Here is a 15,871-nt window from a genome sequence, read left to right as displayed (position 1 = left end):
CTTGGGGAAATAAAAAACATTGGTAGTGCACACAGTACTTTTGTCATGGGCGAAATAAAAAATACCTATTCAGTGCCAATTTAATGGGAGGGCTAAAGTAATGGATGGGGCTTATGACTATTTTTTTTATTGGGGAATAAGCTTCTTTTATTAGAAGGCTTATCATTTACATTGTTATGTACTTTTTATTTGTGAGGAAATATATAAAGTAGTCGTCCATAGAGTTCATATAAAATAACATCACAACAGTTAATTACTTTTTTAAGACATTGTATCCAAAATAATAGATAATCGATAAGAAGACTATAATTGCGACTATACCCGCCAATTCATTAAATGACAGATTGGATAAAAAGAATAAAATAACCAAAACAGCCATAATTGGGACAAGATATCCTCCCGGGATTCTAAATGAGTCTTTGGACAATTCGGAATCTTCCTTATTTTCCTTTTTTCTCAATTTTATCACAGCGATTGCCACTCCCAGATAAATAAGTAAAATAGAGGCACTAGATAGAATTGCCAGTTGCTTGAATCCACCTAATGAAGCAAATAAAAAGCACAGTCCAACATAAATTATAATTGACACATATGGCGTAGAAAACTTCTTGTGAACTCTAGATGCAATTTCAATTGGAATTACTCTATCCTTTGCGGCCCGATATAGCATCCTTGGCGTGCTCAATATTTCACTACTCAAATTTCCGAACATGGACACTACAGCTCCAATGGTTATTAAAGTAAACCCTATTGGTCCACAAATATTGTATTCCATATTTTTAAGGTATAGGTTATTCGCTTCATAAATGATTGAATTTATCGCCTACGAAAAAAATCAATTGAGTTATCTTTAAAATCGATTGTTTTCTTTTTCTGTTGTCACTCTAGGTAATTTTAGTTTTCATATCATGGCGGAAATTATTTCCCTAACAATATTATTGTAAAACTAATTTATTAAAAAAAATTACTGTGACCGTACATATTGCTTTTTAGGAACTTTACTATCCCCTCAAATAAAATATTGGGCATTTAAGTTATGTTCAAGACCTTGGAAATAATATAAAAATATATTGCAAATGCGAAATTAATAAAGTTGCTCAATAGCGGATTTAAAGGCTTAAAATGAATTGTGTTGTATAAATAATTTACCAACACAAATCTCATTTTGCAAGAACTATATTTTGTTAATAATGAAAATGTTAGAGTAGTGCCATGAACAATAGTAAAGTAATAAATCAAAATATATTCTCCATTTATTTAGCGGAGGATGACATGGAAGATCAGGAGATATTCAAGGACGCACTGGCAGAATTAGAAACTATCGTAAACCTTACATTATTTAGTAATGGCCAAGAGTTGATAATGGCCCTTCAATCCCAACCTCAAAGACCTGACATGATTTTCCTAGACTTATATATGCCTAAAATGGACGGAGAGGAATGTCTTAATATTATTCGAAATAATGAATCTTTGGACAATATTCCTATTGTAATTTATTCTAACGAATATAACCTTGACCGTATAGAGAAATTATTCAGTTTGGGAGCGAATAGATATTTGCGTAAACCCGATTCTTACAGCTCATTGGTGGCATCTCTGGACAAAACCGTTAATTCAGTAAAGAGAAATGCACTAGGAGGTACTGCCATAATAAATATTAATGTTTAATATTCTCGTATACTAATATTACTAACTTTTTAAATTCGGCAGTGATTCCTGGCTAGTTATATACCAACGTCTACGTGGAAATCTGACAATATGCTGGTATGACATAAAAACTGGTATTAATACTCCCCTACCCTATAAATAACCATATATCGGCGCAAAGCAAATTTTATTAAAAATCCTATTCGTATATACCATTGAATTACCCACCCATTGCGATTGAAAAAAGGAAGATTAAGTATAAATAATTTATCAAGAAATTGAGAAAACCTTCAAAACAAGATTGTGGAAATTATCCCTGCGTATATAGACCATTGTATGGGTCATTTTTAAATTTTATTTTTCCATGAGCACGGCATCCACACTCAATTCATGTTTGTCATCAACTTGTATAAATACTATGCTTGGGCGCTCTAAACCATAGTCGGTAATTAACAATGTCCAGGAAGCTTTTAATTGAATAGTACCTTCTGAAACAAGCTCCAAATCTAAGGGTATGGTTATTTGCCTAGTAGTTCCAGCAAGGGTGAAATCGCCCTTTACCGGGACTGACTGATTACCCTTTTTATTAATGTCAAAATTGTCGATAAGTGTCCCATCAAAAACAACATCGGGATTTTTCTTCGCTTCAAGCAGCTCGTACATGTGTTCATCACGTTTATCTTTATTGGTCTTAATGGATCTTACGGGCACCTTGAAAGCTACTTTTCCGGTTTCAAAATTAATGGTTCCCTGTAAGCGGTCCGACTTTCCCATATAGGAATTAAATGGCATTTTGGCCCTGAAATTGGCATGGCCTTCAGTGGCGCTATATACCTGTGCAAATGAGGTAATGCTACTCAGGAATAGGAACAAAATTGATAAGTAAAAAATCAAGGTTTTGGATAAATATAAAATCCTATTACTTTTAATTTTCATAAATTTCTTCATAAGATTAGTTTTTAGTTTCACTTTTTTTTTGATACTTATCTAAGCCTAAAATGTGGCCGAGACGTATTAATTAGACTTGCTATACGTTTTCGTTCATATTATAAAATAACTCCGGGCCTCTTCTACCTTTCTGCGACTGTTTAATGGCAACAATAATCTGTGATTCGGAATACATAGGTCATTAAATAACAAATATTGTATTTAAACCTAAACGTTTATTCGCCAATTATCCCCTAAAACTGAACTGGCCGGTTTTTTTGGAAAATCTCAACCCAAATACCTAGACCACAAATATCACCATTTACACAACATTTAATAAGGCGTTCACATCATTTTTAATGGCTTGGTATACCAAATAATTACCTTGAACTTGATTTTAACGAGGAATCAACTATTATGAAATTAAGAAGTATAATCGTAGACGATTCGTCTATGCAGCGGATTGCCGTAGCCAAATTAGTGAACAAACATCCTAACCTGATAATGGTAGCTGAATACAGCAATGCCATTGAAGCAAAAAACGGTATTAAAAATAACGACATCGATCTAATTTTCCTCGATGTGGAAATGCCAATCATCAATGGTTTTGATCTTTTGGAATCCTTGGAGAACCCACCACAGGTAATTTTGATTACCGGTAATCCCGAATATGCCCTTAAGGCTTTTGATTATGATGTTACAGATTACCTTCACAAACCCATTACTTTAACACGTTTTGAAGCTTCTATAAAAAGGGCCATGGCCAAATATGAGCAATCGCAAAAGGTGGCGGAGGAAGAGGAGTATATCTTTGTAAAAAGTAACCTGAAAAAGCGTAAAGTTGTTTTAAACGATATAAAATGGATCGAAGCTCTTGGCGATTATATTAAATTGGTAACGAATGAAGGCAATGTCGTTATCCTTTCTACCATGAAATCATTTGAACAAAAGTTACCAAAGGAAAAATTTCTAAGGATACATAAATCCTATATCGTGAATTTGGAAAAAGTTGAAAAATTCAATAGTAAAAATGTGGAACTAGAAGGTAGACAGGTACCCTTAAGCAGAAACAAAAAAGAGGAATTGGTAGCGGCACTTTATAATTTTTAAAGACCCTCATTGTAATTATGTAGCAACCTCTTTTACTATTTTTACGCTCGAAATACCCTTGCGCATTAAACTGTTAAATGATATATCAATGTTTTTTCGTAGATGGTTTTTTCACGCCTAAGAATTTGTCTAATCGATAACGTTAACGAAATTAGCGGGAAACTTTATTAAAATAACATTCAATTAAAATGGATTATAAAGCTGATCATGGTCTATGAATTTGGTTTGATCCTGTCATGGGTATTACAGCTACCGGATGATACCATGGTATAAGGGCTCTAATCTTATTTTTTTGATACGTCGTTAAGTGGGTTCGAATGCCTGTGCCACAAACACTTAAAAGTACGTCAGTTGAATTAAGTTAACCAACAGAACTATCACTCTCTTAAGCGGTTCTGTCTACTTTTTACGGTTTAAATTTAATTGCCACTATTTCTAATTTAAGTAAAATTTATTCTTCTTGTATTAACGAAAGAATGTTGCCCGCCGGATCTTTGAACCACGCTATTAACGGTCCATCATTATGGGCAATACCTTTTTCATCGGTATTAAGATCTTTATACTGTTCAAATACAATTCCTTTTTTCGAAAGCGCAGCTACAGCCACTTCAATATCCTCTACCAAAAAGTTAAGAATTGTAAATGTAGCCGGTACATGATCGTATTTCGGATAGATTACAATCGGATGATTTCCTTTTAAATCGAGTTCTAGCATTCCCATAGGAATGTCCCTTAATTTCAATCCTAATGTTTGACGATAAAATATTTTTGCTTTATTAATATCGTTAACGGAAAATCCGCTGAAAGCTTTTGAATTTTTTAGCATACCATAGTTTTAAAAGAGTTTATTTTATTTTACTGGATTCTGACTATGTTGATGAAAACCTTACCCAGTCTGCCATTTTATATTGTGTAAATGAAGTTATAGTAGCCGAATAACTTTCACTTCCTTCTTGGAAGAAGGTTGCTCGCTAATTCAATAGGGCAACTTTCCCGTCCAATGCAATACGTTTGGTAACGCGAACATTAGCATTGCTCCAGTTCTGTTGCTCCTCATTGCCGGCACCCGCACCATATTTTTTGTCCACTTCCATACCTAGACTAAAACTAAGTCAATTATCGGGCAAAGATATACCGGATAATAATTAGACTAGGCACCCTAAAAAACCACGTTCCAATTCCAGACCGTAAGTATTCTCCATTGTTCCTTGTATATTCGTTGAGTATGGTTTCTTCCCAAAAATCCTCCAATCGTATTACAAAATACTAAAAATTAGAAAAAGGAAAAACCCTTTATCGGATTGGGTCAAAATTAAAATTTCACCCGTCAAAATTCCGGGATAATTCCTTTTAATTTTCTTTCATAAAGTATATCCTAATTCCATTGACAAAATTAGAATATTTCACCCTGGGATTTTTATATTAAAATTAGAACATTATGCGAAAACAGACTCTTTTAGTACCGGTGGATTTCAGTGAAGCCTCTAAGCACGCCGTTAAATATGCCATAATACTTGCCAGAAAATGGAATGCTAAAATTATTTTCGTGCATGGGCACGCCATTGGTTATACTGAATACGAAGGGCAAATTGACACTTCAATGACCTACCCTCCACCTGGCTCGTTGTTATCTGACCAAGAGATAAGCAGACGAAGTCTCAATTATTTCTTGGACGCGTTTCCTCAGCTGGCAACTGTTGAGCATAAAGACATAGTTAGTGCAGGATTAGCCGTTGATGTCATCTGCAGTACTGCTGAATCGGAGTATGTAGACCTCATTATAATGGGCACAACCGGTGCCTCCAAATTAAAGGCATTCTTTTTTGGAACCAATAGTGAGAAGGTAAGCCGTAAGGCTCCTTGCCCTGTATTGGTGCTACCTGAAAACCTAAAATCTTATGAAATTGAAACTGTGTGCTTAGCTTTGGATACAACCGAGGTTGAAAATAATGTAAACTGGGATTTATTGGTCCAACTGTTAAAAGGTTTTGAAGCTAAATTAGGTATCATACATATTTCCGAAAATGGGGATGCAGCTTTTAAAGAACGTGAAATACTGGCCCATTATAGAAATATGCTGAATGGCATTAAACACTCCATTCATGTATTTTATGACGAAAATCCCGACCAGGGTATTTCAGAGTTCATGGAAAAGAACCCTATCGATCTCCTTGTTCTATTATATCGCGAACACGGATTTTTTGAACGGCTTCTTCACCAGGGCACTAGACAGAATATCCTGTATAAAACGGATATTCCCCTTTTAATATTAAAATAAATTTAAAATAAAACCTAGATGTGTTCGAAGGGCAGGTATGTTGGGCCAATAAAAATAAAGTGTTATAAATTAATGCTTTGAAAAGATTGAAGTAAGGGTTTGAGAGTTTAACTCATGGATAGAATTTGCCTATAAAAAAGTCCGTGTGGTAGATCCCATATATTTAGGTGAAAATTTTTAAGAAGTCTGGTACTACAATAGAATTACTAGATATTCGTATAAAAGCTTAAAGCACTTGGTAATACTTTAATTTTAATTTTTTTTGCTGAATAGTCATTAATTAAGCTATCATCTACATGCATTTTATTACCGGCCCATTTAAGTTTTATACTCCGAACTCTTATAGTTTTAACAAATTTCCCTAAACTTAAATTATCAGATTTTCCATTAACCATTTCATTTAGGTAATTTTTTAAACCATCCCTGGCTTTTTCCGGTATGAGAACCAATTCAAAATGACCATCCCCAGGATTCGCATGTGGAGCCAATTTAACATTGGGTCCCAAGTATTGAATGTTCATTAGTTCTATCAGTATAAATTTACCTTTAATCTTAATTCCATCAGCCTTTATAGTTGCTTTTTGTGCTTTGAATTTCGTGACAATCTTCAACAAAACCTTTATTGCCAGATTAAGTTCGTCTTGTGGAGCCAAATTTTTGTCATTGTTCTTTTTCATTTTATGGATCAAATGAGGAAAAACTCCAAATCCTGCACTTTCTAGTAAGAATTCCTTATTAGGAAGTCCCTTGACACTACCATAATCGAAATTCATAATACTTCTTTTTTGGTTCAATGTATGCCCTTCCAAGACCGTGGGAATTTTAAGCGTCCTCGCAATATTATTGGCGGTCCCCATGGGCAACAAATGAATCGGCACAGATTTATCCTTCATTTTTAATAACAACTTCTCGGCCAATTTATGTACTGTTCCATCACCTCCAGCTAAAAATATAACCTCTGCTTCATTAGGATTGAAATTTTCCCACACCTCAAGATTCTGTGTTGAAATATAATCTGCCTTGTATCCTGCTTTTCGAACTATCGTTAATAGTTCATCTTTGCAATGTGCAGCAGTTCCGGCAGTTGGATTGTGTATGAGTTGCGCAGTTTTCATAAAATGATATTTCGACAGGAACAATATTCCTATTAATTTCACAAAAGAAATACTTTCCATCTTTCGATAATAACCGATTTAGTACTGGCGTTAAAAATATTTGCGATTGTGTCCTTTTTCCACTGGATACAGTCGGTTGTGTAATTGAAATGCATATATTTTTGTAAATATCCTACAGGATGTTCAAAAATTCTACAAACAATAATAAATTCAAAAAGATGAAAATATTGGTAACGAACGATGATGGTATATATAGTCCCGGCCTTTCATGCCTCGCTCAAGTTGCGGCCGCATATGGAGAGGTAATAGTAATGGCCCCTGACGTGGAACAATCTTCAATGGGGCAAGCCATTACTTCAGGAAAGCCCATTACGTATAAAAAATCGCCAATTCATTTTGAAGGTATTGAGGCATTCAGGGTCACAGGAACGCCCGCTGATTGCGTAGCAATGGGTACCCATTTGTTCGATGGTATAGATTTGGTCCTCTCCGGTATTAATATTGGTTCTAACTTAGGAAACTCTGCTTGGCATTCCGGGACCCTTTCAGCAGCGCGCCAGGCAGTACTTTTTGGGGTTCGAGGTATCGCCCTAAGTGTTTCTGTGGGACAAGACGAACCGGACTTTGAAGCATTGAAACCATTTGTACATGATGCTTTGGAAGAGGTAGTGAATGAAGTTGAACTAAAATTGTTGAACATTAATTTTCCTTTAAGCCCCATTGGAGAAATTGTTTGGACGAGTCAATCGGTCCGCAAATACGACGGTAAAATTATCTTAAACCAAGACCCAATGGGTCGAGAACATTACTGGTTTACAGTTATTCCTATAGAACCGGAAGATGAGGGTTCTGACCGCTGGGCGGTAAAACAGGGAAAAACTAGTGTAACCCCTATGATTCTTGATCTTACCGATACAGATTATTTGGCTCATCGATCTAATAATCATAATAATATTTCAGACAATTGATCATCTGGATAAAACTTTGGCTCAGGAATCCAAAAGTGTATTACTTCTGTCATACGCTTCTGAAACTTGATACAGGACAAAATAATTAGTATTTCAGGTCAATTTTAACAAATTTAATTACACAAGGTAGTAGTTGATTTTGGTTGAGGCCCCACATTGAAATTCCGATATACTTGCTGGGATGTGGGATTGTTTTGTCATGATCTAAGCTGAGAAAATGAATTGAATTCTAAACTTTATTTGCAAACAAAATGTTGGATAAAAATAACAATAAAGACTGCGCACTGTATTGTATTCTCTCAAGAATGATCTTTAGTTCAAATTAACATTTTTGATTTTTGACATAATCAAACTTTTGCCTAATTTCCATGGATGCTATCAACTAAAATAAAAATCCTACTGGCAGATGATGATGAGGACGATTGTATGCTCTTCAAGGAAGTCATTGACGAATCCCAACTTCAGGTAAAAGTTGAACTTGTACATAATGGAATAAAGCTGATGGAACTCCTTAATAAAGCGGTAGAAGAGGATTTGGAGCTACCAAACGCCCTGTTTCTAGACCTTAATATGCCATTGAAAAATGGCTATTGTTGTTTGGAAGAAATTAAAACGGATATGCGATTAAGACATTTACCTGTGATAATTTACTCCACTTCAATGATCTCATCCAATGTGAATAAGATCTTCGAAATAGGAGCCCATTATTACATTTGCAAACCAGTGGATTTTGATAAACTTAAAAAGGCAATTATTCATGCCATTTCGCTAATTTTAAACAATCCAGCCTCACAACCTTCTAGAGATGGATTTTTGTTGAGCGATTCCAAATCCCTTTTGTTTTAATATGAACCGAACTCCAATAAAGGCCGATAAATCCAAGGAGGATAATTCCACTGATTCAAGGAATTTCCTCAGCGACGATTTTCACATTGTTGGCATCGGGACATCCGCAGGGGGGCTAGAGGCAATGAAGTCCCTTTTGAACCATCTTTCCCCCAAAACAGGAATGGCCTTTATTTTGGTGCAGCATCTAAGCCCAGACCATAAAAGTATGTTGGTGGAGTTACTTTCCAAGGCTACCAAAATGAAAGTAAGGGAAATTATTGAGGGGGAATCCATTGAAGCAGATACGTTATATATCATTCCCTTCAATAAACAAGTAGAAGTATTTAAGGACCGATTTAAATTAAAGCCTCGGACTAAAAATCGGTCGGTAAATTCCATTGACACACTTTTTTCTTCCTTGGCACATGCACACGGAGCACGTACCATAGGCGTTATTTTAAGCGGTAGTGGGTACGATGGCGCCGATGGTCTTCAGACCATTAAAGATGAGGGAGGAATTACATTTGCCCAGGACAAAACTGCCAAATTTACCGGAATGCCCAATGCAGCCATTGCAACGGGTGCCGTAGATTATATTTTATCGGCCGAGAACATTGCCCAAAAATTAGTCGAAATCAGTAGATCATCACGAATTGAACCTCAATCTTCGGACGTTTCCAAGATTGATAAGATAGACCATAATGATCCAGCCTTAAAAGATATTTTACAACATCTCCACAAGATAATAGGAGTGGATTATAGCGGGTACAAAATGACTACTATCAAAAGACGGATTGTTAGGCGGATGTCGATGCACAAGGTAAAGTCATTAAAGAAATATGTTTCGCTTTTGAAACAGAAAAATGAGGAAGTGGAAATGCTTCATCATGATTTGCTGATCAATGTCACCAACTTTTTTCGGGAAGAAGCTACTTACAAATACTTAAAATCAACTTTGTTCCCCAAACTATTAAAAAGGCTAAAAACTCAATCACAACTGCGAATTTGGGTGCCTGCCTGTGCCACTGGACAGGAAGCCTATTCGATTGCCATTATTTTACACGAGCTACTTGATAAGAACGCCCTGATATTTGCAGTCCAAATATTTGCCACGGACCTGAATAAAAGGGCCATAAATAAGGCGCGTATGGGGCTTTTTACCCCGCAGGAATTGGAAACTGTTTCCCAGAAGCGGATTCAGCAATTCTTTACCAAAACCAATGAGGGGTTTCGAATTAACAGGGAAGTAAGGGAAATGTGCTCCTTCGCTGTTCATAACATACTGACGGACCCGCCCTTTTCCAGATTGGATTTTATAAGTTGTTGCAATCTATTTATATATCTGGATACCATGGCCCAGAAAAGAGCACTTTCCAGCATACATTATGCTTTGAACACTAATGGGTTTATAATGTTGGGTAAATCTGAAACCATAGGCGCGGCTCCCCAACTTTTTGTTTCCTCAAATGAAAAACATAAGATATATAGCAGAAACAATGACTTGGAATCTCATGTACTCCCTAATTTGCCACAAAAATTGGCATCCCCGATCCTAACTGAAAGCCATAGATTTTACCGCAATGATAATATTATGACAAAAAAGAATATGAACTCTGAATCCAAAAATTTGGAAGGAATCATCGATGCGGTACTTATTGCTGATTTTATGCCTGCAAGTGTAGCCATAAACGAGCAAATGGAAATTGTACAGTTCCGAGGTCCAACAGATTTATATCTGACCCATCCAAAAGGGAAAGCCTCTTTTAATATTTTAAAAATGGCCAGGCCCGAAATCGTCATCGAATTACGAAATGCAATCTTAAGCGCTTTTAAAAATAAGGAAAGGGTATTCAAAAGCGGGATAGAGATGATAAATGGTAGCGCCAAAAAAACAATAAGTATTGAAGTGGTACCTCTTAAAATTAATTGGAAGGAGCCCTTATTGCTTATCATTTTTAAGGAAAAGGGCCAAACAGAACAAATGCATGACCCAATCCATTCCAAGGGAGATAAATTAAATTCAAAAGATCTGAAAATTAAAAAATTGGAAGAAGAGTTGGCAATAGCTTATGCATATAACCTAACCTTGGCTGAAGAACAGAACAACTATTTGGAGGAATTACAAAGTGCCAATGAGGAGATCATAACCAATAATGAAGAGCTACAGACCGTAAATGAGGAACTGCAGACCTCGAAGGAAGAAATCGATTCTGCCAATGAAGAATTGGTCACCACCAATCAGGAATTACAGGCCCGTAATGAACAATTGAACGAGTCTTATGCATTTTCCGAGGCTGTTTCGGCGGCCATTTATGATTCCATGGTGGTTTTGGATCAGAATCTACGGGTCAAGTCGGCCAATAGATCTTTTTGCGATAGGTTCAGTGTAAATGAAGATAATATTATTGGTGTTTCGTTTTTCGAGCTTTCCGATAATCAATGGAATATTCCCGGGTTAAGACAGTTGCTAGAGGAAGTTTTTTCCAAGGAGTCACAATTTAATGACTTTGAAATAAACCAATCCTTTCAGAATGTAGGGGAAAGAATACTATTGCTCACTGCAAAAAAAATAGTTCAGCGATCAAAAAATGATGAATTGATCCTCTTGGCAATTCACGATATTACGGACCTTCGCAAAAAGTCTGTAGCCTTACGGGAAAAGGAAAACGAACTTTTGGCCGCCCAGATTGATGCCAAGGCCAAAATTGAGGCTTATAAAAGCGCCGACGCCTACCTCAGAAGTATTTTTATGGATGTCCCATCAGGAATCTGTATTTTACAAGGGCCCGACCACAAAATAAGTATGGCGAACGATATTTTTCTAGAAATGATCGGGGACCGGAACATAGTTGGGAAGGCAATTAGAGAAGCCTTGCCAGAAATTGAGGGACAGGGATACTTCGAAATACTGGACGAGGTTTATAAAACTGGGAAGACATACGTTTTCAAGGAAACCTTGGTAAAAGTGGATAAGGGGAATGGGATATTGGAAGACGGATATTATAACGCAGTCTACCAAACCACTTTTGATGAAAATAAGAACATCAATGGTATTTTGGCCCATGTTATAGACGTTACGGAAGATATTTTATTGAGGGAAGAATTAAGGAAAAGTGAAGCGCGATACAAAGAGCTCCTTTTTGGCCTACCTGTAGCTGTATATACCTGTAATGCGGAAGGTTATATAGAATTGTATAACGATGCCGCCAAAGAGCTTTGGGGATCCGAGCCCCGAGTGGGAAAAGACCTGTGGTGCGGTTCCTGGACAATATTTAGGCCGGACGGTACTCCTCTTGCCTACGATGACTGCCCAATGGCCCTTTCCCTTAAGGAAGGAAGGTCTATAAGTTTTGAGATTAATATTGAACGTCCTGATGGCACCAGACGGAACATTATTCCCAATCCTCAACCTACCTATGATCTAGATGGCAAGGTCAACGGAGCCATAAACACCTTGATAGATATAACCCCTCAGGTAGAAGCTTTGAAGGGTATAGAGGAGAGTCAAAAATTATTCAGCGCTTTAGCTAACAGTATACAAAACCTGGCATGGATGGCCAACGCCGATGGGTGGATTTTTTGGTACAATCAACGGTGGTACGACTACACGGGAACAAATCTAGAGGATATGGAAGGTTGGGGATGGCAATCGGTACACGATTCCCAAAAATTGCCTGAGGTACTGGAAAAATGGAAACGCGCCATTGAGCAAGGGGAACCTTTTGAAATGATATTCCCTCTCAAGGGAGCCGATAAAAAATTCCGTTCCTTTTTAACCCGAGCTTTTCCGATCTATGACCAGGAAGGGAATGTTATCAGGTGGTTTGGGACCAATACCGATATCCATGATCAAAAAGTACATTCGGACACTTTAGAAATCAATTTAAGAGAAAGTAACGAGAGGGTTAGGCATATTCTTGAACATGCACCGGATGCTGTAGTATCAATTAATGAGGAGGGAGAAATTATAAGTTGGAACCCAGAGGCCGAGCATATATTCGGGTGGAAAAAGAATGAAGTCATCGGCAAAAATTTAACCGAAACCATTATACCTGAAAGGTATCGAGTACGGCATAAACAAGGAATGGAACATTATTTGAAAACTGGGGACGGGCCTATACTTAATAAGCCCATCGAGGTGTTTGCCGTAAAGAAAAATCATGAAGAATTTCCGATCGAACTAAAAATATCCGCTACCAATATTAATGATACGGAAATCTTTATTGGCTTTATCAGGGATATTACCGTCAGGAGACAATTTGAAGAGAATATCAAGAAAAAGACCAACCAATTGATGGAAGCACAGAAATTGGCTCACATAGGTAGTTGGGAATGGGATGTTCTAGCCAATAAAATTGAATGGTCCGATGAGCTATATAGAATTTATGGTCTCAATCCTCAGGAATTTGTGGCAGATTACGATAATTACCTGAAATGCGTCCATGAAGCTGATCGGAAGGAAGTCAATGATATAGTACAAAAAGCGTTTGAGGACCAAAAACCATTTCATTTTGTCCATAGGATAATTTTACCGGATGGCACCTTGCGCATACTTGATTCCTCTGGAAAAGTATTTGTGAACGAAAAGGGGGAAACGGTTAAAATGAGCGGAACAGCCCAAGATGTTACCGAACAAAAAAAGTATGAAGCGGAATTAGAGGAAAGTAAAGCGCGGTTTATTAAAATCTTCGATAACAATCCGATTCCCATGTCACTTTCTGAAATAAAGACCAATAAGATAAAGTACGTAAACAACCATTTTTGTGAGGCGTTTGGTTATGAAAAAGAAGAAATCATAGGAAATACGGCCGAGGAAATACCGCTGATTCACCCTGACGAATACGAAAGAATTGTTGACCATATATTAAAAAATTTAAATGAGGACCTTAGCCTTAAGGAAATACAAGCAATGTCTGTTGAGGAAACGGAGTTGCTACTACTAAAAATAAAACAATCGGAAGCCATGAACGGCTTTGAAATACAATATACCCGCAAAAATGGGGAAAAACTCCCCGTATTTGTTTCCTATGAGCTGATCCGATTAAATTCCGATCGATATATACTTACGACCTATCTCGATATTACCGAAAGAAAAAAGGCTGAGGAACAATTGAAAAATCAAAATGAACAGCTGGAAAAAGTGAACCAAGAACTTAATTCTTTTACATACGTTTCCAGCCATGATCTTCAGGAACCTTTACGAAAAATCCAAACCTTTGCAGGGAGAATCATGGAAAAGGAACTTTCTAACCTTTCCAATAGTGGGAAGGATTATTTTGTGCGAATTCAAAATGCGGCAGAACGTATGCAGACCCTTATTCAGGATCTACTGGCTTATTCCCAAATGAATACTTGGGAAGGCAAATATGAACTTACCAATTTGAAGGAACTTTTTGAAGGAGTGGTTTCCGAATTTAATGAAACTATACAAGAAAAAAATGCGAAAATCGACATCGGTAACCTTGGGAAATTGAACATAATTCCTTTTCAATTTCGACAATTGGCACATAACCTTATCAGCAACGCTCTTAAATATTCCAGTCCCAATATTTCTCCACATATTAAAATAGATAGTACCCTGGTAAAGGGAAAACATTTGGAGCGGGAAAAACTGAACCCGGGAAAAAATTACTGTCTTATTACCTTTGAAGATAATGGAATCGGTTTTGAAAAGGAGTTCAATGAGAAGATATTTGAGGTCTTTCAACGACTACATGGAAAAAATGAATACTCCGGTACTGGAATTGGCCTATCTATTGTTAAAAAAATTGTTGAAAATCACCATGGGTACATATTTGCCAACAGTGAGTTGAGCAAAGGGACCACTTTTAGTATTTATATTCCCGTTTGATTTAAAGCTACGTAATTATTACAAATAGCTATTTACTATTCCAAGAAATTGCAGACTTCTAGAATGCCATATTCAATTGGTTAAATCAAACTCTTAAACTATTATACAAGTCTGTTTTTATAGAGAATAACAGAAATTATTTACGCACCTATTCCATTGCTTTACAGATGGTTGCAGTGTTATTGTGGTGGATTGGTGGATATAATGTTAAAAGCCCCATGTCGGCTATGTTTTGTGGTTGCTTTAGTGTTTTGTTTCAAACCTTAGAAATTCCTTCCACCCCATGGTTGCAGAATAACCTTGTAAATTGGCATCGTGGGAATGATAATATATATTCTTTTTCAAATCAAGTATTACTGGCCATTTGATGTCATCCACTCCTTGACCCAAAACATTTACAATTGACGTTTCCACAAATTCCGTACAAATGGCCCCCATCAACCTGATTTCATCATTGTATCCTGGCCCTGATAAGCCAATATAAAAATGTGCCGGCTTACCGGAAAACGAGCACAGAGGCACCTCTCCTACACTTGGTAAGTTATTTTCCAGCTGCCCTTCATAGGTTTCGGTAATAGTATTCAAGGTATTTCTGACACTTTTCATATTGTCAAAACTACCTCATTTCTATATTTGATGGAGAATTGTCCTTAATAGTTATCACCTTAATTATTAACGATAAAATCAACTTATATTCAGAATATTATATGAATAATGAACAAAATATTGTGTTTAATGAAATGTAAGGCCAAAGGTTGAATGAGTTGTTTAATTTTTTTTAATATGTTTTAGCAAACGGGTCGTACTATATCTCGTCTAAAAAACATTATAATTAATCCACTAGATATGGATGTAAGGTAATTATCTAACCAGCCTTTATTGTTAATTTTCACAAAGTGTATTGGGCATACCAATTAATTCCAATGAACTAGCTTTCAAGAGGTATAATGAAGGGACGGAAATAGCTTCTCTTTTCCTAAATAGAAAACCCACAACTCTCGTTGTGGGTTTTCTATTTATTAATATGTCTAGTCCTGAAATAGCGTTACACAAAAAGAAAGTGTAATGAACAAATCAGAACAGATGTACATCAAGCGTACCCAAAAGGACTACTCAATGTCGTTCAAACTTAAAGTGGTCAACGAAA

The 15,871-nt window shown here is 36.5% G+C and carries 12 protein-coding genes; 6 read left to right on the top strand and 6 right to left on the bottom strand.

The window, feature by feature from the left end; all coding sequences use genetic code 11:
- Window positions 1-253 precede the first annotated feature (253 nt).
- Window positions 254-775, bottom strand: coding sequence for an APC family permease (locus tag H4O18_RS21540; protein ID WP_187588544.1), 522 nt, complete (start codon window positions 773-775; stop codon window positions 254-256).
- A 437-nt stretch (window positions 776-1,212) separates the two neighbouring features.
- Here H4O18_RS21540 and H4O18_RS21535 point away from each other — a divergent pair, with 437 nt between their 5' ends.
- Window positions 1,213-1,668, top strand: a complete 456-nt coding sequence (locus H4O18_RS21535; protein ID WP_187588542.1) for a response regulator — start codon at window positions 1,213-1,215, stop codon at window positions 1,666-1,668.
- Window positions 1,669-2,001: 333 nt separating this feature from the next.
- Here H4O18_RS21535 and H4O18_RS21530 read toward each other — a convergent pair whose 3' ends face one another.
- Window positions 2,002-2,595, bottom strand: coding sequence for a YceI family protein (locus H4O18_RS21530; RefSeq protein WP_246474545.1), 594 nt, complete (start codon window positions 2,593-2,595; stop codon window positions 2,002-2,004).
- Window positions 2,596-2,991: 396 nt separating this feature from the next.
- On the opposite strand from H4O18_RS21530, the gene H4O18_RS21525 reads away from it, so the two are divergent.
- A complete protein-coding gene (locus tag H4O18_RS21525; protein ID WP_187588540.1) occupies window positions 2,992-3,684 on the top strand; it encodes a LytR/AlgR family response regulator transcription factor in 693 nt (230 codons plus the stop codon).
- 451 nt (window positions 3,685-4,135) lie between these two features.
- Here H4O18_RS21525 and H4O18_RS21520 read toward each other — a convergent pair whose 3' ends face one another.
- Together H4O18_RS21520 and H4O18_RS22430 are read right to left on the bottom strand one after the other, a co-directional pair.
- Complete coding sequence (locus tag H4O18_RS21520; RefSeq protein ID WP_187588538.1) at window positions 4,136-4,510, bottom strand: VOC family protein; 375 nt, start codon at window positions 4,508-4,510, stop codon at window positions 4,136-4,138.
- A 145-nt stretch (window positions 4,511-4,655) separates the two neighbouring features.
- On the bottom strand, window positions 4,656-4,778 hold the full coding sequence (locus H4O18_RS22430) for a hypothetical protein (protein ID WP_281387390.1): 123 nt from the start codon (window positions 4,776-4,778) through the stop codon (window positions 4,656-4,658).
- Between the two features lie 344 nt (window positions 4,779-5,122).
- Here H4O18_RS22430 and H4O18_RS21515 point away from each other — a divergent pair, with 344 nt between their 5' ends.
- Window positions 5,123-5,962 carry a universal stress protein gene (locus H4O18_RS21515; RefSeq protein ID WP_187588536.1) on the top strand — a complete coding sequence of 280 codons (840 nt, stop codon included), beginning with the start codon at window positions 5,123-5,125 and terminating at the stop codon, window positions 5,960-5,962.
- Window positions 5,963-6,168: 206 nt separating this feature from the next.
- Here the strand turns inward: H4O18_RS21515 and H4O18_RS21510 are convergent, their stop codons facing one another.
- Complete coding sequence (locus H4O18_RS21510; RefSeq protein WP_187588534.1) at window positions 6,169-7,077, bottom strand: diacylglycerol/lipid kinase family protein; 909 nt, start codon at window positions 7,075-7,077, stop codon at window positions 6,169-6,171.
- A gap of 218 nt (window positions 7,078-7,295) precedes the next feature.
- Here H4O18_RS21510 and surE point away from each other — a divergent pair, with 218 nt between their 5' ends.
- The 3 genes from surE (at window position 7,296) to H4O18_RS21495 (ending at window position 14,724) form a co-directional block, all read left to right on the top strand.
- Window positions 7,296-8,045, top strand: coding sequence for a 5'/3'-nucleotidase SurE (gene surE / locus H4O18_RS21505; protein WP_187588533.1), 750 nt, complete (start codon window positions 7,296-7,298; stop codon window positions 8,043-8,045).
- Window positions 8,046-8,417: 372 nt separating this feature from the next.
- Entirely contained in the window at window positions 8,418-8,891 is a 474-nt protein-coding gene (locus H4O18_RS21500; protein ID WP_187588531.1) for a response regulator, read from the top strand.
- Window position 8,892: 1 nt separating this feature from the next.
- Entirely contained in the window at window positions 8,893-14,724 is a 5,832-nt protein-coding gene (locus H4O18_RS21495) for a PAS domain S-box protein (protein WP_187588529.1), read from the top strand.
- A gap of 243 nt (window positions 14,725-14,967) precedes the next feature.
- On the opposite strand, the gene H4O18_RS21490 is transcribed toward H4O18_RS21495, so the two are convergent.
- A complete protein-coding gene (locus H4O18_RS21490; RefSeq protein ID WP_187588527.1) occupies window positions 14,968-15,330 on the bottom strand; it encodes a hypothetical protein in 363 nt (120 codons plus the stop codon).
- Between the last annotated feature and the right edge of the window lie 541 nt (window positions 15,331-15,871).

Origin of the sequence: Arenibacter arenosicollis (genome assembly GCF_014397245.1) — a bacterium.
Lineage (GTDB): Bacteria > Bacteroidota > Bacteroidia > Flavobacteriales > Flavobacteriaceae > Arenibacter > Arenibacter arenosicollis.
The sequence above is the reverse complement of the archived record's forward strand: the minus strand, read 5'-3'. Positions and strand labels throughout refer to the sequence as shown.